19 protein-coding genes are annotated in these 19,390 nt (G+C 50.7%); 5 read left to right on the top strand and 14 right to left on the bottom strand.

What is annotated here, in order from left to right:
* Positions 1–37: 37 nt before the first annotated feature.
* The 3 genes from leuB to leuC are packed head-to-tail and all read right to left on the bottom strand — an operon-like array spanning position 38 to position 3,205.
* Positions 38–1,111: a 3-isopropylmalate dehydrogenase gene (gene leuB, locus ACTF5G_RS03235; protein WP_438951381.1), complete on the bottom strand. Its 1,074-nt coding sequence runs from the start codon at positions 1,109–1,111 to the stop codon at positions 38–40.
* Positions 1,112–1,124: 13 nt separating this feature from the next.
* Positions 1,125–1,772, bottom strand: coding sequence for a 3-isopropylmalate dehydratase small subunit (gene leuD, locus ACTF5G_RS03230; RefSeq protein ID WP_438951380.1), 648 nt, complete (start codon positions 1,770–1,772; stop codon positions 1,125–1,127).
* Positions 1,769–3,205 carry a 3-isopropylmalate dehydratase large subunit gene (gene leuC, locus ACTF5G_RS03225; RefSeq protein ID WP_438951379.1) on the bottom strand — a complete coding sequence of 479 codons (1,437 nt, stop codon included), beginning with the start codon at positions 3,203–3,205 and terminating at the stop codon, positions 1,769–1,771. Before leuC ends, leuD begins: the two co-directional genes overlap by 4 nt.
* A 115-nt stretch (positions 3,206–3,320) precedes the next feature.
* On the opposite strand from leuC, the gene ACTF5G_RS03220 reads away from it, so the two are divergent.
* Entirely contained in the window at positions 3,321–4,190 is an 870-nt protein-coding gene (locus ACTF5G_RS03220; protein ID WP_438951378.1) for a LysR family transcriptional regulator, read from the top strand.
* A gap of 24 nt (positions 4,191–4,214) precedes the next feature.
* Here the strand turns inward: ACTF5G_RS03220 and ACTF5G_RS03215 are convergent, their stop codons facing one another.
* Entirely contained in the window at positions 4,215–5,993 is a 1,779-nt protein-coding gene (locus ACTF5G_RS03215) for an acyl-CoA dehydrogenase (RefSeq protein ID WP_438951377.1), read from the bottom strand.
* Between the two features lie 131 nt (positions 5,994–6,124).
* Positions 6,125–6,805 (bottom strand): tRNA (guanosine(18)-2'-O)-methyltransferase TrmH, encoded by a 681-nt coding sequence (gene trmH / locus ACTF5G_RS03210; protein WP_438951376.1) that lies wholly within the window; start codon positions 6,803–6,805, stop codon positions 6,125–6,127.
* 132 nt (positions 6,806–6,937) lie between these two features.
* Between trmH and ACTF5G_RS03205 the strand changes: the two genes are divergently transcribed.
* The 4 genes from ACTF5G_RS03205 (at position 6,938) to ACTF5G_RS03190 (ending at position 12,895) form a co-directional block, all read left to right on the top strand.
* Positions 6,938–7,843 (top strand): hypothetical protein, encoded by a 906-nt coding sequence (locus ACTF5G_RS03205; protein ID WP_438951375.1) that lies wholly within the window; start codon positions 6,938–6,940, stop codon positions 7,841–7,843.
* Between the two features lie 264 nt (positions 7,844–8,107).
* Entirely contained in the window at positions 8,108–9,088 is a 981-nt protein-coding gene (locus ACTF5G_RS03200) for an ABC transporter ATP-binding protein (protein ID WP_438951374.1), read from the top strand.
* The gene (locus ACTF5G_RS03195; protein ID WP_438951373.1) at positions 9,078–11,960 is read left to right on the top strand and encodes a Gldg family protein; all 2,883 of its coding nucleotides are present in this window, start codon (positions 9,078–9,080) and stop codon (positions 11,958–11,960) included. The genes ACTF5G_RS03200 and ACTF5G_RS03195 overlap by 11 nt, the downstream gene beginning before the upstream one ends.
* Positions 11,961–11,974: 14 nt before the next feature.
* Positions 11,975–12,895: a DUF4340 domain-containing protein gene (locus tag ACTF5G_RS03190; RefSeq protein ID WP_438951372.1), complete on the top strand. Its 921-nt coding sequence runs from the start codon at positions 11,975–11,977 to the stop codon at positions 12,893–12,895.
* A 78-nt stretch (positions 12,896–12,973) separates the two neighbouring features.
* Here the strand turns inward: ACTF5G_RS03190 and ACTF5G_RS03185 are convergent, their stop codons facing one another.
* The 9 genes from ACTF5G_RS03185 to ACTF5G_RS03145 form a co-directional block, all read right to left on the bottom strand.
* Positions 12,974–13,762, bottom strand: coding sequence for a TatD family hydrolase (locus tag ACTF5G_RS03185; RefSeq protein ID WP_438951371.1), 789 nt, complete (start codon positions 13,760–13,762; stop codon positions 12,974–12,976).
* Positions 13,763–13,787: 25 nt separating this feature from the next.
* Positions 13,788–14,141: a PilZ domain-containing protein gene (locus ACTF5G_RS03180; RefSeq protein ID WP_438951390.1), complete on the bottom strand. Its 354-nt coding sequence runs from the start codon at positions 14,139–14,141 to the stop codon at positions 13,788–13,790.
* Positions 14,142–14,235: 94 nt separating this feature from the next.
* Positions 14,236–15,186: a DNA polymerase III subunit delta' gene (locus ACTF5G_RS03175; protein ID WP_438951370.1), complete on the bottom strand. Its 951-nt coding sequence runs from the start codon at positions 15,184–15,186 to the stop codon at positions 14,236–14,238.
* On the bottom strand, positions 15,186–15,824 hold the full coding sequence (gene tmk / locus ACTF5G_RS03170) for a dTMP kinase (RefSeq protein ID WP_438951369.1): 639 nt from the start codon (positions 15,822–15,824) through the stop codon (positions 15,186–15,188). The genes ACTF5G_RS03175 and tmk overlap by 1 nt, the downstream gene beginning before the upstream one ends.
* Positions 15,825–15,844: 20 nt before the next feature.
* The gene (gene mltG / locus ACTF5G_RS03165) at positions 15,845–16,876 is read right to left on the bottom strand and encodes an endolytic transglycosylase MltG (RefSeq protein WP_438951368.1); all 1,032 of its coding nucleotides are present in this window, start codon (positions 16,874–16,876) and stop codon (positions 15,845–15,847) included.
* Positions 16,864–17,706 carry an aminodeoxychorismate lyase gene (gene pabC / locus ACTF5G_RS03160; RefSeq protein ID WP_438951367.1) on the bottom strand — a complete coding sequence of 281 codons (843 nt, stop codon included), beginning with the start codon at positions 17,704–17,706 and terminating at the stop codon, positions 16,864–16,866. The genes mltG and pabC overlap by 13 nt, the downstream gene beginning before the upstream one ends.
* 99 nt (positions 17,707–17,805) lie before the next feature.
* Entirely contained in the window at positions 17,806–18,042 is a 237-nt protein-coding gene (gene acpP / locus ACTF5G_RS03155) for an acyl carrier protein (protein ID WP_438951366.1), read from the bottom strand.
* Positions 18,043–18,215: 173 nt separating this feature from the next.
* Complete coding sequence (fabG, locus tag ACTF5G_RS03150; protein WP_438951365.1) at positions 18,216–18,959, bottom strand: 3-oxoacyl-ACP reductase FabG; 744 nt, start codon at positions 18,957–18,959, stop codon at positions 18,216–18,218.
* 28 nt (positions 18,960–18,987) lie between these two features.
* Positions 18,988–19,390: ACP S-malonyltransferase (locus ACTF5G_RS03145; protein ID WP_438951364.1), on the bottom strand; the 403-nt coding region annotated here is incomplete at its 5' end.

The raw sequence follows: 19,390 nt of genomic DNA, 5'->3' as shown, positions 1-19,390 counted from the left end.
ATTAATTAAAGAAAATGCATTAATAAAAAACAAGGCGTTAAAGGGCAGCTAGCACTGCATCGCCCATTTCGGCGGTACTGACTTTCCGGGCGCCTTCAGTATAGATGTCCAGGGTACGTAATCCATGATCCAGCACAACACTCACCGCTTGCTCAATCGCAACGGCCGCCTCGGGAGCCTGCAGCGAATACCGCAGCATCATCGCGGCAGACAGTATGGTTGCCAGTGGATTGGCAATGCCCAAGCCGGCAATATCCGGCGCTGAACCATGGCAGGGCTCATAAAGGCCTTTGCCATTCCTGTCGAGCGAAGCGGATGGCAACATTCCGATCGACCCGGTTAACATAGCGGCCTCATCAGACAGAATGTCGCCAAACATGTTGCCGGTAACAATGACATCAAACTGCTTAGGTGCCTTGACCAGTTGCATTGCGGCATTGTCCACATACATATGACTCAGCTCGACATCAGGATAGTCACTCGATAGCGATTCCATCACTTCACGCCAAAGGATGGTCGCCTCCAGCACATTCGCCTTGTCAACAGAGCAAACCCTGCGATCCCTTTTTCTGGCCGCTTCAAACGCCAACCTTCCGATGCGAACAATTTCAGACTCCGAGTATTTATAGGTGTTGAAACCCTCTCTTTCGCCGTTTTCAAGCACCCGGATACCCCTGGGCTCACCGAAATAGATCCCACCGGTCAACTCACGAACTATCAGAATGTCCAGACCGGATACGATTTCGGGTTTCAGAGATGAGGCCTCGGCCAGCTGGGGGTACAGTATGGCGGGGCGTAAATTACCAAACAGCCCCAGGCTGGAGCGCAATTTGAGCAAACCTTTCTCGGGGCGCAGGTGCCGCTCGACCTTATCCCATTCGGGGCCGCCCACTGATCCCATTAAAATAGCGTCACTCTGGCGGGCTTTCTCCAGTGTCGCTTCAGGACATGGTTCACCCACCGCATCATAGGCTGCACCACCTAACAGGCCCTCTTCAAATTGCAGCCCAAGGTGGTATTTCTCATCAATTCGACGCAGCACCTTAAGTGCCTCATTGACGATTTCAGGACCAATATGATCCCCCTTCAATATCAGTATGTTTCTACTCACCACGCAAACCCTTTTATTTGATGGCATGAAACAGCCACGGACAACGTATCTCTTGTTGTGCCTCATAGGCACGAATGGTATCGGCTTCCTTCAGGGTCAAACCAATTTCATCGAGCCCTTCCAGCAAACACTGTTTGTAAAACGGATCAATATCAAAACATATTTCTGTGCCATCCAGCTTGACCAACCGCTGACGAGGTAAATCCACAGTTAGGGTATAGCCTGTGTTTTGCTCAGTTTCCCGGAACAACTCATCAACAATATTCTCTTCTATAACAATTGGTAAAAATCCATTTTTAAAGCAGTTATTAAAGAAAATGTCGGCATAACTGGGAGCGATAATCACCCTGAACCCATAGTCTTCCAGGGCCCACGGGGCATGTTCACGACTGGAGCCACAGCCAAAGTTTTCCCGGGCCAGCAGGATGGAAGCGCCCTGATAGCGAGCCCAGTTGAGCGGGAAATCGGGGTTGAGCGGTCTCTCGCGAGAATCCTGACCGGGGCGACCCTCATCCAGATAACGCAATTCATCAAAGAGGTTGGGGCCAAACCCGGTGCGCTTGATTGACTTCAAAAACTGTTTTGGAATAATCATGTCGGTATCGACGTTGGCCCTATCCATGGGAGCCACTAACCCTTTGTGCACTGCAAACACCTTCATACCGTTTCCTCCCGGGTGAGTGCGCGAACATCAGCAATGTGGCCTGCAATAGCAGCGGCAGCAGCCATGACAGGGCTCAGAAGATGGGTGCGCCCACCGTTACCCTGGCGCCCTTCAAAATTCCGATTGGAGGTCGATGCACAGTGTTCCCCGGCACCCAGCTTGTCGGCATTCATGGCCAGACACATCGAACATCCGGGCTCCCGCCACTCCATGCCCGCTTCGATAAAGATCCGATCAAGTCCTTCCGCTTCAGCCTGTGCCTTGACCATTTGTGACCCCGGCACAACCAGCACCTGCTTGACCGTTGACGCGACCTTTCTGTCTCTGGCAATCGCCGCTGCGGCCCTTAAGTCCTCAATGCGGGAGTTGGTACAGGAACCAATAAATACACGATCCACTGGAATACTGGTCACAGGACTGCCTCCCTGCAGCCCCATATATTTAAGTGCGCGCTCAATAGCCTGACGCTTCACCGGATCGACTTCATCTTCCACACGCGGAATTGTGCCTGTAATTGGGACCACCATCTCCGGTGAAGTCCCCCAACTGACTTGCGGTACAATGTCATTGCCATTGAAGGTTACCGTCTTATCAAAAACTGCATCTGAATCGCTTTGCAGTGTGCGCCAGTAACTGACAGCCCTGTCCCACATTTCGCCAGCCGGGGCAAAACGGCGGCCCTTGAAATAGGCAATGGTTTTATCGTCAACAGCGACCATACCCACTCTGGCACCTGCCTCAATAGCCATATTGCAGACGGTCATACGCCCCTCAATGGACATATCACGAAAAACCTGACCGGCAAATTCAATCGCATAGCCGTTCGCGCCTGCCGTACCTATCTCGCCGATGATGGCAAGAATCACATCTTTCGGAGTAACCCCGGCACCCAGTTCACCGTCTACCCGAATCAACAGGTTTTTCATTTTTTTGGTCACCAGGCATTGGGTGGCGAGCACATGCTCCACTTCTGAGGTGCCAATACCATGGGCCAGACAGGCAAACGCACCATGGGTCGCCGTATGGGAATCTCCGCAGACAACAGTCATACCGGGCAGTGACGCCCCAAGTTCGGGACCCATCACATGCACAATGCCCTGGCCCATTTCGTTCATTTTAAATTCACGAATACCGAAAGCTTCGCAGTTTTCATCCAGCGTTTTCACCTGAATCCGGGAGGTTTCATCCGGGATTGCATCCACACCCGCCGCCCGCTCATCGCGGTCTGTCGAGATATTGTGATCAGGTGTCGCAATATTCGTATCCAGTCGCCAGGGTTTGCGATTAGCCAAACGCAGACCCTCGAATGCCTGCGGTGACGTCACCTCATGCAGAATATGGCGATCGATATACAAAAGTGCTGAACCATCTTCGCGTTGTTGCACCAGATGCGCATCCCAAAGCTTGTCGTAAAGGGTTTTTCCAGCCATTTTATCCACCAGCAAAATGTATCATTGACGCCATTTTAAGGAGCGGATACAAATAACACAAATTCATCTTTTTTATAATTTTGATTCTTATATGGAATAGATATACTGAATAGTTATGGATACTCAATTACTTGAATCGTTTATTGCCGTCGCTGAAACAGGCTCATTCTCCATCGCGGCTGAGCAAATCCATCTGACACAACCCGCTGTCAGTAAACGAATTGCGCTGCTTGAAGAGAAATTGAAATGTCGGCTGTTTGACCGGATTGCCCGATCAGTGACCCTGACCGAGGCTGGAGAAGCATTGCTGCCCAGGGCAGTCCGCATCCTGTGCGAGGTGGCAGACACACAACAGGCCATCAGTGACCTGACCGGAGAGATTGCCGGGCGGTTGCGACTGGCTATCAGCCACCACATCGGTCTGCACCGTTTGCCACCGGTTCTAAAACGATTTGCCCAACAATATCCCTCCGTCACCATGGAAGTGGATTTCATGGACTCAGAAAAAGCGTATGAAGGGATTTTACAGGGCAAATTCGAAGTGGCCGTGATCACCCTGGCACCACAGGCTCACCCCAAAATCGAATCACGAATCATCTGGCCTGACGAGCTGGCGTTCATGGTGGCGGATGACCACAGCCTTTTGCAAGAGCCCCGGGTGACACTCGAGACCTTGCGGCGCTACCCGGCGATTCTTCCGGGGCCGGGCACCTACACAGGCCAGATGCTTCGCAACGTATTTGAGCAGCACGGCATCTCCCTGCCAACCACCATGACCACCAATTATCTGGAAACGATCAAAATGATGGTCAGCATCAGCCTTGGCTGGAGCCTGCTGCCGATCAGCATGGTGGAACCGGGCATCCGAATCATCAAACTGCCCGACATAGCCATTGAGCGTCAGCTCGGCTACATTCACCACCGAGAAAAAAGTCTCTCCAATGCCGCCAGAGCTTTTTTATATTTGCTGGACGACAATCATTAAGTCGTCGCTGACTGCGGAAAATAATCAAAACGCTTCAATATTCAACGCCATGACAGAGTCGGAACCAGCCTTGATCGCCGCCAGATAAGAGGCCGTACGGGGCAGGATATGCTCAGCAAAAAAATTGGCAGTTACCAGCTTACTGTCGTTAAACGGGCCATTATCGCCGTCCGACTGCTGCAGACTGAATGCGGCCACGGCACTTTTTGCCATCATGGCACCGGCCACGGCAGTGCCCATCAGCATCAACAGGTTATGTGCCACTGCACCCGGCGCTGCCCAGTTATCATCCGTCTTATTGGAGAGAAGCACCTCCAACGCTTCTTTTAGGTCAGCCAGGGACGCCGATAAGGACTCAGCGATTACCGACAGGCCAGCCTCACTGGACTCACGCAACACAGGGTGAAGATCCTTGATCAACTCCATTGCGCCCAAACCCCGGTCCCTGGCAATTTTACGACCTACCAGATCCATGGCCTGAATACCATTAGTACCTTCGTAGATTGGTAGAATTCGGGCATCTCTCAGATGTTGTGCCGCACCCGTTTCTTCTACAAAACCCATACCGCCATGCACTTGTATTCCGAGGGATGCAACTTTCAGACTGACTTCCGTGCACCAACTCTTTACCAGCGGTGTCAAAAGGTCAACCCGCCGCTGGTGATAGCTGGCCAGCTCCCGATCCGCCAATTTGTGGGCACGATCTTCGTGAGCCAAGGCCGAATAGGCCATTGCACGGGCACCTTCGGTCAGTGCACGCATTTGCATCAGCATACGGCGGACATCAGGATGCTCGATAATGGCAACGCTGTTTTTACCCGGAATAGCCCCCTGAATTCGCTCTTTGGCAAAAGCCACTGCCTGTTGATAAGCCCGTTCACTGACAGCGACACCCTGTAACCCAACGGCGAGACGTGCTTCATTCATCATGGCAAACATGTAAACCAGCCCCTGATTTTCCTCTCCGATCAGATAACCCTCTGCGCCGCCGTTGTCACCGAACGCTAGCGTGCAAGTGGGGCTCGCATGAATGCCCATTTTGTGTTCAAGTCCAACACAATAGACGTCATTGCGTTCACCGCGAGTCCCATCCACATTAAATCGATACTTGGGCACCAGGAACAACGAAATACCCTTCACACCGGCTGGGGCATCCGGGGTCCGAGCCAGCACCAAGTGAATAATATTATCGGTGTACTCATGGTCACCCCAGGTGATGTAAATCTTCTGGCCACTGAGCAGGTAATGGTCGCCATTTGGCGTGGCTTTGGTTCGCACCGCGGCCAGATCTGAGCCGGCCTGTGACTCAGTCAGATTCATGGTGCCACTCCATTCACCGGAAACAAGTGTCGGCAGATAGAACGCTTTCTGGTCATCGGTGCCATAGAGGCTCAGGGCGGTCACCACGCCTTTGGTCAGCATCGGGCACAAACTGAATGCCATATTGGCAGATTGACTCATCTCATCAACGGCGATGGAGAGTGCGCCAGGCATACCCTGGCCGCCAAAATTCACATCGGCGGCCAACCCCATCCACCCAGCTGCCAACATCTGCTGATAAACCCCATCCAGTACCGGTGCGGTTTTGACCGTCGTACCATCGAGCTGCGTCCCCTGCCTGTCAGCAGGCTGGTTGGTCGGAGCCACCACTTCACCAAAAAAGCGTGCGGCCTCACTGAGAATGGCATCCACCATGTCGGGTGTGGCATATTCAAAACCCGGTAATTTCGCAATCTCATCCATCCCCAGGACATGATTGAGCAAAAAGGTCATGTCGGCTGTGGGTGCTTTGTAAACTGTCATTGTCTGAACCTTCTGAAAAATGCTTCTAAAAAATGAATGCGGTGAACCGATTCTAGCGTTTTTTTATCGTATCCCACGGCAAGTTTGTGACTTATTAGTACTGCCAGCAGAAACTGAAAAAACGGAATCCGCTACGAGCACCTAGTCAAACTGGAAAACTGCTGAGGATCCCGCATGTGGCCGGTGTCATCCAATTCAGGGTAAGCGAGACCCCGCACCCGACAAAACCTGGCAATCACCGGCTGACACCACTCAAACAGCAGCTGGCGATATTCTTCGTCAGGAAGATGGCGCTGCCTGTAAAGGCCGGCAACTTGTCTCTGTCGCTGTGCCTCAGCAAGAATAATCGCACAGGCGACCGAGACATTAAACGATTCGGACATACCCATCATCGGCACCACTACACAGCCATCAACTCTGTCTAGTGCCTGTGCGCTGACGCCGCGCTTTTCTGCACCTAAGAGCAGCGCGGTTGGCCTGGTATAGTCGACATCACGGTAGTCCATGGCACCTTCCTCAAAATGGGCGGCAAGGACCTGGAAACCCTGCCGCTGAAGCTGCTCAACGGGCGTCGTAATTTTCCGGTGAACCTCGGTTTTGACCCATTTCTGAGAGCCCATTGCCGTCCCGGTGTGCGGGCGAAAATTCCCGGCATCATAAATAGCGTGCACCCGGTGAATACCGACAGCATCACAGGTACGAATAATGGCAGAAAGATTCTGCCCTTTGTTAACCTGATCGGTAATGACCGTCAGATCAGGTTGACGACGATCAAGAACCTGTTGAATTTTCTCAAAGCGTTGTGGGGTCATTTTTTCATGCCTGACATGTGGCGGATTTATAACCCAACAAATTGTAACCTGAGGCTTGCAGGTAGATGGAGTCATGCGCAAAATAATTTCTATGCAACTATTTACCATCAACGGTTTAATAAGGAGTCTCCATTGACCCATCTTTCCGGGGCAACACTCTGGCAACAGGTACAGGCTGTTACAAAGTCGGCTATTTGCTCCGGAGCACTGGAGTCAATTCCCACCCGCTGTTTCGAACGACAGGTAGTGCTTGGCTCGGAGATCATGCGGTTACAAATCCGCGTTGTAGCCAACCTTGCCCGCAAATCAAAGGCGACCAGGGATGCGGCCTCCCAAGTTAAAAACCCCGGCGACTTTGACCCTTTTTTACCCTACGAACCGGCCCTTTATGTGGGAGAGCTAACCGGTCATTACCGCTGCCTGTTGAATAAATTCAATGTGATCGATCATCACATACTGATGGTGACAAAACAGTTTGCCGATCAGCGTGAGCCGCTCAATGACGAAGACTTTCTCGTCGCATTGATCTGCCTGCAGGCCCAGCCGGGATTGGTTTTTTTTAATGGCGGGCCCGATGCCGGATCAAGCATTACCCACAGACATCTGCAAATGATCCCACTCACCGATACTGACAGCGGCCATCCATTCGAACAACTGTTCAAACAATTATCACTACCTGTGGACAATATTAAAAAGTCACCGTTGCCATTTCCGCACCGGGTAACAAGAACCCATTATCCAATCAGCAACTTGCCCGACGAGATCAGGCGCTGCGCCGAACGCAACTGCCGGAATTACCACAAAATTCTCAATGAACTCAAGCTAGATATCCTGGCTGACGGCCTGGCGCCAGCACACAATCTTCTGATGACCAGAGATCATTTGTGGGTTGTTCCACGCAATCAGGGCAGTTTTAACCACCTGGCGATAAATGCTCTGGGATTTGCCGGCACGATACTGGTCAAAGATGACCACCAGCTCACTCAGCTTGACCAGATTGGTTGCCTCGAATTATTGAAAAGTGTGACGCCGGATTGAGCAACTTCATCATCTACGGGAACTTTTTCTGTCCTATCCCATCTGTGATTTCGGATGCTTGAATTTTTTATCCAAGCCCCAACCATGACTAGCTGAAGCCTGAGGAGCTCATCCGGAAGAACAGGAAATACGAACGTGATATCGATACTCTTTCATAAAACCCTCTCTCGCCAGTCAACACTGGCTCGCCCCCCGCCCGGGGAATGTCAGCCGATTGCACACTCCGTTAGAAAACAATAAAACCATATCAGCGCAGGAGGACACATGCTGGAAGTTACCCGGTTAACTCGTTTCTATGGCGATTTTAAAGCCGTCGATGAGGTGAACTTCAAAATTGATCACGGCGAAATCGTCGGCCTACTTGGTCATAACGGTGCCGGAAAAACCACCATCATGAAAATGCTCAGTGGTTATCTGGAACCCAATGACGGCAGAATTACAATTGATGATATTGACTTGCAGATCGACCCAAAAAAAGCACAGCGCGAGATCGGCTACCTTCCGGAAAACCTGCCCATATATCCCGAAATGACCGTCGCCGATTATCTGGACTATGTGGGAGATATAAAGGGTCTTGCAGCGGAAGATAAAGTTCGGGAAATAAGGCGGGTTATCCGGGAAACCTCGCTGGTGGACAAGCTGCTCTCTCCCATAGCGACACTTTCAAGAGGTTACAAGCAGCGTGTCGGGGTGGCACAGGCAATTCTCGGCCAGCCAAAAATACTGATTCTGGATGAGCCGACCAACGGACTTGATCCATCCCAGACCGAACAGATGAGAAGGCTTATTAAAGCACTGGCCAATAAAGCCACCGTGATCCTCTCAACCCACATTATGCAAGAAGTGGACGCCATCTGTGATCGGGCACTGATCGTTCGACATGGCCGATTGGCCGTGGATGCCGGCCTCGAAGAATTGCGCCGAGGCAATACATTGCTTCTGACAGCATCCGCCGATAAAACCGCCGTAGGTGCAGCACTCTCTTCATTGAAAAATATTGTTATCGCAGACTATCTGCCAAGCCAGGACACCCCTGGAGAGCAGCAAACTCACAACTATCGCCTCCGTATTGAGAACAGCGCCAACCCAGAAAAACTGGTTGCCGAAACAACCCGACTTCTGGTGCAGGCCGGCATCGATATCTATGGCATCAGTCAGGAAAAACGCGATCTGGAAACCCTTTTCAGGGAGGTCAATACCGCCCCGGCACAAACATCAGCAGAGGAGACAAAAAATGCAGCCTGAAAAAAGACATCTGCCCCTGATTCGCCGCATTGCCGCCAAAGAAATAGCCATTTTCTTTGCCTCTCCAACTGCATACCTGTTTTTGGCGACATTTGCCGGTGTCAGCCTGTTTATTTTTTTCTGGGGTGAATCGTTTTTCTCCAGGAATATCACCGACGTGCGCCCACTGTTTGAGTGGATACCCGTGCTGCTGATTTTTCTGACCAGCACACTGACCATGCGACTGTGGAGTGAAGAGCGGCGTACCGGCACGCTGGAACACGTGTTGACCCAGCCACTTCCCCTCTGGCATTTCGTATTGGGCAAATTCTTCGGCTGTTTGCTATTACTGGCAATAGCGTTACTGATGACGCTTCCGTTACCCATCACCGTGGCGCAAATGGGAGAGCTTGACTGGGGACCGATCTGGGCAGGCTACATAGCGGCCCTGTTGCTGGGTGCCGCCTATCTGTCGATCGGTTTGTTTGTCTCCGCCCGAAGTGATAATCAGATTATCAGTCTCATCTGTTCTGTCGGGGTCTGCGGTTTGTTTTATCTGGTGGGGACAGCCACCATTACAGATTTGTTTGGCAATGTGACAGGCGAGTGGCTGAGAATGCTCGGCACAGGCTCCCGTTTTGATTCGATTACCCGCGGGGTTATCGATATCAGGGATCTCTACTACTATCTGAGCATCATTATTGCGTTCCTCGCATTAAATACCTTTTTTCTCGAAAAAGAACGCTGGTCCAATCTCAAGCGCACCCCCCGACATCAGAACTGGCGCGCCATAACCGGCCTGCTGCTGGCCAACGCAATTTTTGCCAACCTGTGGCTTGGACAAGTGAATCTGCTCCGCATCGATACGACCGAGGGCAATATTTATTCAATCTCCGATGCCACTCATCAATATCTGGACCAGGTTGAGGAACCACTGTTAATTCGCGGGTATTTCAGTAGCAAAACCCATCCACTGCTGGCGCCTTTAGTGCCCCGGATGAAGGACTTGATTCGAGAATATGAAATGGCGGGCAAAGGTAAAGTCCGCGTGGAATTTCTCGACCCGGTCAGCGATCCGGAATTGGAGGAAGAGGCTAATACCAAATTCAGTATTCGTGCCACGCCACTACAAGTGGCAGACCGCTATCAGTCTGCCATCGTAAACTCCTATTTTAATATCCTGATCCAATACGGTGACGAATTTGAAGTGTTGGGTTTTCAGGATTTGATAGAAGTGAAGTCACAGGGGGACAACAGTCTCGAGGTACAACTGCGCAACCCCGAATATGACCTCACCCGCAGCCTGAAGAAAGTCCTTAACAGCTATCGCAGCGGCGGGAATCTGTTCGATAGCGTGGCAGGCAAATTGGTACTGAACACCTATATCTCGCCGAACCAGCAGCTCCCTGACGAGCTGATCGAGTATAAAAAAGCCATCACTGAAGTCATCGACACTCTCAAGCAGCAGGCTGGCGATCAGCTAACCGTCAATCAGATAGCGCCGGATGCAAGTGATACTGAAGTGGTAGAGAGGCTGGCCAATAAATACGGTTTCAAACCCATGTCAAGAAGCCTATTCGGCGATGAGCGTTTTTATTTTTATCTGACATTGGAGCAAGGTGATCAGGTACAACAAATTCCCTTTGAAGAGCCAAGCAAAGCAAGTTTCGAACGCAACCTGAAAGCCAGTATCAAGCGCTTTGCCTCCGGCATCACTAAAACTGTAGCGCTGGTAACACCGAAGGTGGACGAGAAAACAGAACAATACGGGATATCTACCCCCCGCTTTGTCCAGTTGGAAGAAACCCTCGGCGCCGAACTCAACGTTAACCGGGAAGACCTGACTGACGGCAGCGTCTCGGCTTATGCGGATATTCTGGTGATTGCGGCACCGAACAATATGGAAGAAAAAGAGCTGTTTGCTATCGACCAGTTCCTGATGAAAGGTGGCACGGTGATCGCGTCAGCATCACCGTTCACAACCACCCTGACACAACAGGGACTCGGTGTAGCAGAGCTGCAGGGTGCGTTCCAGGATTGGCTGAGCCATCATGGCCTCGGCGTTGAAAACAAACTGGTTCTCGATTCGAAAAATGCCGCTTTCCCAATGCCAATGATCCGCAATGTTCGCGGCTATCAGGTACAGGAAATCCGGGTCATTGATTACCCCTACTTTGTCGATGTTCGCGGCGATGGGTTAAATCAGGAAAACCTCATCTCGGCCAGCGTCCCACAGGTCACCGTGGCCTGGGCCTCGCCAATCATGATCGACGCTGAAAAGCAGGCTGACAGAGATGTTACTGAATTAATTCGCAGCTCGGAACGCTCCTGGATATCCGACAATATGGATATCATGCCCGAGATTGACGAAAACGGTTTCGCAGCCTTTCCACTTCCTAAGGAGGAACAATCCTATTTACTCGGTGTGATCAGTGAAGGTCGGTTTACCTCTTACTTTGCTGGAAAGGAATCACCGCTACTGGCTGAGGATAATGCGGAAAGCGATGCAGAGACCGAGGTCTCCCTGGCCGATTTTTCCAGTGTGATCGAGCATTCACCATCGTCAGCCAGGATCATCCTCTACAGCTCAAACGATTTTCTGCGCGATCAAACCATGACTATGGCGAATTCCGCAGCGGGTAGCGAATACCTGAATCCGATGCAGCTGATGGCCAATACCGTGGACTGGGCGCTGGAGGATGCCAACATGCTCAGTATCCGCGCAAGAGGCCAGTTCAACAGGACGCTGCCGCCAATGGACCATGACACCCAGATTTTCTGGGAGTATCTGAACTATGGGCTGCCTATTTTAGCACTGGCGATCATTGCGTTGTTTCAGCGGAGACGACAGCGTTCGCGTCAACAGCACTATCTCGACGTATTAGCCAAATAAGGGGGGGACCTCAGATGAAGCATATAAAAATCTGGTTGATCAGCCTTTTGGTCATCCAGTTGATTCTGGTTGCCGGCCTGTGGTGGTACGCCGAGAATCAATCAAACAACAATCTGCCCCACGCTCTGCTGAATATCCACTGGGAGGATGTCGATAAAGTCATGATCACCTCTGACAACGACACGGTCTCTCTGGGCAGGCAGGATGCGCAGTGGCAATTGCTGGAACATGGGCTGCCCGTCCAAAACAGCAGAGTGAAGGATCTACTGGATAAACTTGAACAACTTCAGGTGAAATGGCCGATTGCCTCCAACAAAACCAGCCACTCACGTTTTGAAGTCAGCGAGGAAGAGGCTCAACGCCGAATAGCACTCCATAGCGGAGACAGGGTTTTCGGTGAAATTCTGATTGGCTCCTCGCCGGGGTTGAAGCAGCTACACGTCAGAAAAGCTGGAAGTGACGAAGTCTATGTGGTCGCACTTGATCTAGCAGACATTCCGCCAAAAACCACTGACTGGCTGGATAAGTCTCTGCTCTCGGCTAAAAATATTGACCGTATTGAAGGAGATAACTTTGTATGGGCACAGACCAGAAATGACTGGCAGTTATCACGCAAGGGGCCAGCTGTTCTGATTGATCAGGAGAATCCGGTGGCCGAAAATAAGCAAAAGCCTGATAGTCTGCTAAGCACCCTGGAAAAACTTCGCGTTACCGGGGTGATGGAAGACAGGCCTGATCTCGCCGAGAGTGCTGCCATAAAACTGGACGTCACTTCCGGTAATAACTCATGGCACTATACGCTCCATGAACACAACGGACGGCACTTCATTCAGCGCAACGATTTCAATTCATTATTCATTTTCCTGAAAAGTGACTATGAAAAAATCGAGCGGTCGAGGATCAGGTGGAACAGGTCTGAAAAGGTCGGCCCATGAAAGAGGGTGGATTAGCCGTAAAAACCCAGGCGCCAATACAATAAGCTTGTTTAACGTCACCAAGCTGGACTATGGAAGCTAATCGAGCGATCGTCCACCGAGAAAAAGTGCAGAGAAGTTGGCCGTGGTCGTTTCGGCAACCTGCTGGTAAGAGAGGCCTTTTATCTCGGCTATCATCTGCGTCACTTCCACCACATAGCCGGGCAGGTTTTGTTTGCCACGGTAGGGAACCGGTGCCAACCAGGGGGCATCGGTTTCCACCAGCATTTTCTCAAGTGGCACTTTCCTGACAACCTCTCTCAATGCAGAGGCGTTGCGAAAGGTAATGATGCCGGAAAAGGAAATATAGAAATTCATCGCCATGGCCGCTTCAGCCATCTCCCAGCCCTCGGTAAAGCAATGCAAAACACCGCCGACTTCCTGATTGGCGTGTGCCCGCAAAATGGCCAACGTCTGCCGCTGGGCCTGACGTGTATGGACGATCACCGGCTTGTTCAGCTGATCGGCCACTTTCAAATGACGAGTGAAGCTTTCCTCCTGCCATCCCGATGTGTCCGGACTGTAGTAGTTATCAAGACCGGTTTCACCCACAGCCACCACTGCCGGATGGTTAGCCATTTGCATCAAATCATCGGGTTCGGGCAAGGCAGGCAAGGTTTCCTGAAGTGGGTGGACACCCACCGAAACCAGAATATCCCGGTTGGATTCAGCCAGATCAATCAATCTGGCTGAACTATTCAGGTCAACACCGACAGCAAGAAAGGCCGTAACGCCGCGTTCCCGAGCGTCATCAAGTATTGAGGAAAGAGAACTATGATCGTCGTCCAGATTGAGATGATCCAGATGACAGTGTGAATCCACCAGCACGGTCTAAAGCCTGTTGGTTGAGAAATTACATGGTATTGGTGGGCTTGCCCGCATCCATCAAACCCGCGAGATAGGTTTCAAATTTGCCCTGGATGTCACTGTGTTTTTCATTCAACTGGATGCCAACACCCTCGCGACGGTTGCCACCCATGCCTTTTGGTGTAATCCAGATAACTTTTCCTGTCAGGGGTAAACGATCCGGTTCCTCCATGAGGTCCAGCAGAATGAATACTTCATCGCCCAGATTGTAGTTTTTACGCGTGGCAATAAATAATCCGCCATTGATAACAAACGGCATGTAAGCGGCGTATAGAGCCTGCTCGTCTTTGATCGAAAGGTTCAAAATACCGTTTCGAAAGCTACCACCAAACGCTTCCATATCCATAATCAACCCGAAAAAGTTAACTGAAGTCTACTATACAAACATTGGGGTCAGCCAACCTGTATCTTTTAAACGAGAACCACTCTCAATTTTACCCTGCTCGCCCGAACGGAGCCAGCAAAAATAGATGCTGCCAATCCAGCATCAACTCTTCCCACAAAAGTGATTTATTCGGATTTGCGCCACCATGCAGCCGCCTCTTAATCTGTAAAAGTCGATCCAGATAGCGATAGGCACCGGGATGCATATTTTTTGTTTTCAACTGTAGGGCCAGCCGACCATACAGCCAGTCGATCGCCATCAATCCGTCGAGATACTGACATTTTTGTGCAGCGACAATTGCACTCAGCTGTCCGATAGCAAGTTCATCAAGCATGCTATCGAAGGCGCGGCGCTTTTCAAGCAGATCAGTCTGCAACAACTCCAGCGCCAACAGGGGTCGTCCTTCTGCATACTGCAATAGTTCAGCCACCGTACTCCGGGAATCTCCCATCTGCGATGATAGCCAGGAATCGACCTCAGCCAGAACTGGAACGGGAAAAACAACTTTCTGACAGCGACTTTTGACTGTGGCCGATAATCTGGATAGTTGATGACAGACGAGTATCAGCAGCGTTTTGCTGGCTGGCTCTTCAAGCGTTTTCAGCAGCGCATTGGCAGCGTTGATATTCATTGCATCAGCCGGAGAAATAATCACGACCTTCCAGCCACCCTGCTGAGCCGTCTTCTCGGTAAACTCACTCAACTGACGAATACTGTCAATCCGGATAGCATTGCCCTCTTCCTCCGGTTGTATCAGCAAAACATCCGGGTGATTTTGCGAAGCAAATAGAGTGCATTGCTTACAAATACCACAAGCTACTTCTGCTTGCTGATTTTCACAGAGCAGTCTTTGTGCAAGAGCATAGCCAAATTGTGCTTTTCCAAGGTGTCGAGGCCCACAAAGGACCAGGGCATGAGGGAGCCGCTGATGACGGATCAGTCTGTTCAGTCGTTTCCACTGATCCTGTTGCCATGGGTAGGGCTCAGATATGCCCGGCATCACACATCACTGCCTAAAAACGTCATGAGGTGCATGGCCATGGAGTTTTGCACATCAATAAGTGGCAGTGATGCATCGATAAGACGGTAACGATGCGGCTCTTGCCTGGCACGTTGCAAATAACAATCACGAACAGCATTAAAAAATACCAGTGCCTCCTGTTCGAAGCGGTCGGGCTCGCCCCGCTCCCTCGCCCTGGCTAATCCCTGTTCGACCGAAATATCCAGCAATAAGGTCAAGTCAGGACGTAACTCACCCTGCACCAGATTTTCCAACTGGGCAATTTTTCCCTTGTCGATTCCGCGTCCAGCACCCTGATAGGCATAGGTCGCGTCGGTAAAGCGATCACATAGAACCCACTGGCCACGGCGCAATGCCGGCAGGATGACCTCTGACAGATGTTGGGCACGAGCAGCAAACATCAACAATAACTCGGTGTCTTCGCCGACACGCTCTGCTCTTGGTGCTACCAATAACGCACGAATCTCTTCGGCCAATGGGGTTCCCCCCGGCTCTCTGGTGGCAATATAGGAGATATTATGGTTATCAAGCCACTCACAGATAAAGGCCATGTTGGTGCTTTTCCCAACACCTTCTCCTCCTTCTATGGTTATGAATTTGGCACTTTTAGAGTTCATGTCAATTGTCATCAAGCTCGCTAACGGGGAGTTGAGCGGTAATCAGAACGTCGCTGTAACTGAAATTGCCGGACAGCCTTCAAATGTTCTTCATAGGTGGCAGAAAAATAGTGGCTGCCATCACCTTTTGCGACAAAAAACAGACCATCTCCTTCTGCAGGATTCAATACAGCATGAATTGCACCGCGACCAGGCATGGCTATCGGTGTAGGCGGCAAACCCTCAATAAGGTAGGTGTTATAGGGCGTTGCTTGTTGTAAATGTCGCCGCTTGATATATCCCTGATAGTCATCACCCAGGCCATAAATGATTGTGGGGTCTGTCTGCAGCTTCATACCACGTTTAAGCCGTCGCACAAAAACACCCGCTATTTCACCCCGCTCGCTGATGATGCCCGTCTCTTTTTCCACAATTGATGCCAGAATTAATGCTTCATACGATGATCTGTAGGGCAAATCCGGTATCCGCTGCTGCCACTCCTCAGCCAGCACCAAATTCATTCGCTGATGAGCCTGCGATAAAATATCGCGATCGCTATCGCCATAACTGTATAGATATGTGTCAGGAAAAAACCATCCCTCGAGATGCTCAATCTCCAGCGATAGGTTGTCGATGATCTTTTCCTCACTCAACCCCGTCAACAATTTTTTCAACTTGGGCTGCTGATTCAACAGATCCAGCCATTCAGCAAACCGCAAGCCTTCGGGAAAGGTAATTTGATACTGAAGAACACTGCCTTCAGTCAACATTTCGAGCAGGTCTTTGGGCGTATCACCCGATTTTAACCTGTATTCCCCTGCCTTAATTTTACTTTGCCCCGTGATTCTACTCCAGGCAACCAACAAATCAGGCCACGTCAATATACCGGTCTCTGCCAAACTGCGGGACAAAAAGGTCAGCGAAGAACCGGAAGGCACGGTGAAGACAAACCCCTCCTCGTCCAGCTGCATCGGTGTATCGAGGTGTCGGCTGATGGCCAGTAAAGCGCCTGTCACGACAAACACCAATATAAATATCGCAAGCAACAGATAACGCCACATCACCCGTAACACGGTAAAACTTCCTTGAGGTGCTGTTGAATGAATCTGACACGTTCACCCAGCGGCCAATGATGCCGATCAGCCAGTGACACTACCGGCCATATACCTATCACAGAGTTACAGACGAAAACTTCTTCAGCGGAGACAAGCTTTTCAAGCGTGAATCGTGACTCTGTAACTGGATAGGAGAACTCGGGTAGAAGTACCGACATCAGATACTCCCGCATCACACCAGCAACACCACAATCCGAGAGGACGGGGGTAAGCCATTCACCATCACAGTAGCAGAACAAATTACTGCTCACCCCTTCAACCACAAATCCCCGGCGATCGAGCAGCAGACCTTCGGGGTATTCATCACCCCACTCGTTTCTGGCCAACACCTGTTCCAGGCGGTTGAGATGTTTCATACCCGCCAATAAAGGCGCAATAGCCAGTTTATGCTTGCATAAAAAAAGAGGTATACCTGTGACAGACCACTCAAGAGGGTACTCGGGGAGCGGAACCCATTGAAACACATAAGTCGAAGACACAGTGTCAGGTGCACGATAACCCCGACCGCCTGCACCGGCCGTCAATACTATCTTGACGATACCGTCATCCGGGCACTGCGCCAACAGGTTCTCCCGGTACTTCTCCAGTAATATTTCATCACAGGGTATCCCCAGACGGCCGGCACCTGAGACAAGCCGTCTTAAATGTAACGGCCATAGGGGTATTGCACCATCAGCGAGCCTGGTGGTTTCGAACAGACCATGCCCATAATAAAAACCACGATCAAACGCATTGACGCCATCGGCATCTTCGCCATTTATCCGGGTGATGGGGGAGTGGTTATTCATAGCAACAAATTAAACCAGATAAACCGGTAAAACACAGGTATAAAAAAACCGCTCGGTCAGAGCGGCTCTTTCAGCGGTCAATACAGGAACCGGCTTTGATTAACCAGGATTTGCGTTGATATAGTCAATCGCATTCTGAACTGTAGCAATTTTTTCAGCTTCTTCATCGGGAATTTCAGTATCAAATTCTTCCTCGAGAGCCATGATCAGCTCAACGGTATCCAGGGAGTCAGCACCCAGATCTTCAACAAAGGAAGACTCGGGTTTTACATCTGCTTCTTTAACACCCAGCTGTTCTGCAACCATTTTGGCGACACGTTCTTCAATGCTGCTCATGATATTTATTCTCTCCTTTAAAACTTATAGGGTAGTCTGTTGCCCGGCTTGTAGATTTACCCGACAAAAAAAAATTGTAAATAACGGGACGTCGGGCGCGCATTTTACCTGTAAAAACCGCAGTGTGTAACCGGTTTCAGGAAAATCCTCATTTAATGTTTTTTTTCAATGGGTTAAGACATATACATGCCCCCATTAACATGTATATTTTCACCGGTAATGTAGCTGCCCCCATCACCAATCAAAAAATTCACAACTGCGGCAACCTCTTCAGCCGCACCCAAACGATTCAGTGGGATCTGTGACAAAATTGCCTGCCGGGTGGGTTCAGGCAGCTCCTTTGTCATGTCAGTGTCAATAAATCCGGGAGAAACCGTATTAACCGTAATATTGCGTGGTCCAAGCTCTTTAGCGAGAGATCGTGTAAATCCACCAACGCCCGCTTTAGTCGCACAGTAGTTGGTTTGTCCAGCATTCCCCATGGCACCGACAACAGAACTGATATTGACAATTCTGCCCCAGCGGGCCTTGGTCATACCACGAAGGCATGCCTTGGATAGCCGGTAGATAGAGTTGAGATTCGTATCAATCACATCGAACCACTCTTCATCTTTCATCCGCATCAACAGGTTATCTTTGGTGATGCCTGCATTATTGACCAGAATCAGTGGCGCTCCATAGGTCTCGAGGATAGCCGTCAACACCTTCTTCACCGATTGCTGACTGACGACATCGAGCACCATACCAACCCCTTTGATGTTCTTTTGTCGGAATCGGGTGGAAATCTGCTCTGCCCCTGATACAGAGGTCGCTGTGCCAATAACAATTGCACCTTGGTCGCCCAGACCATCGGCAATAGCAGCACCAATTCCCCTGGTGGCCCCGGTAACCAGAGCCACTTTGTCTACAACACTCATCGCTTACTCCTTCGTATTCTGCAACCAGTTACAGGTCTGCCAGTGATTTTATCAGGTTATCACTGTCTTCCGTGGCATACGCAGTCAATGAGGGGTCGATCCGCTTGCACAAGCCACCCAGCACTTTGCCGGCACCACACTCCACCACGGTATCGATTCCGGAAGAGACGAGGGTGTTGACACAGTCCACCCAGCGCACCGGCATGAAAATCTGCTCAATCATCAATTGCTTGATCCGCTCAGGATCGGGTTCGGTTTTTGCGTTGACATTGTGGACTATCAATACTTCAGGTGCGGAAAAATCAGTGTCCAGAATGTCGGTTGCCAGACGATCTGCTGCAGGCTTCATCAGGGCGGTATGGAATGGCGCGCTCACGGGCAACGGCATGGCACGCTTGGCACCAGCCGCCTTGCAACCTTCAATCGCACGC

Source organism: Porticoccus sp. (assembly GCF_965660005.1).
Lineage (GTDB): Bacteria > Pseudomonadota > Gammaproteobacteria > Pseudomonadales > Porticoccaceae > Porticoccus.
Note: the sequence above shows the minus strand (reverse complement) of the source record. Positions and strands in the feature narration are given on the sequence as shown.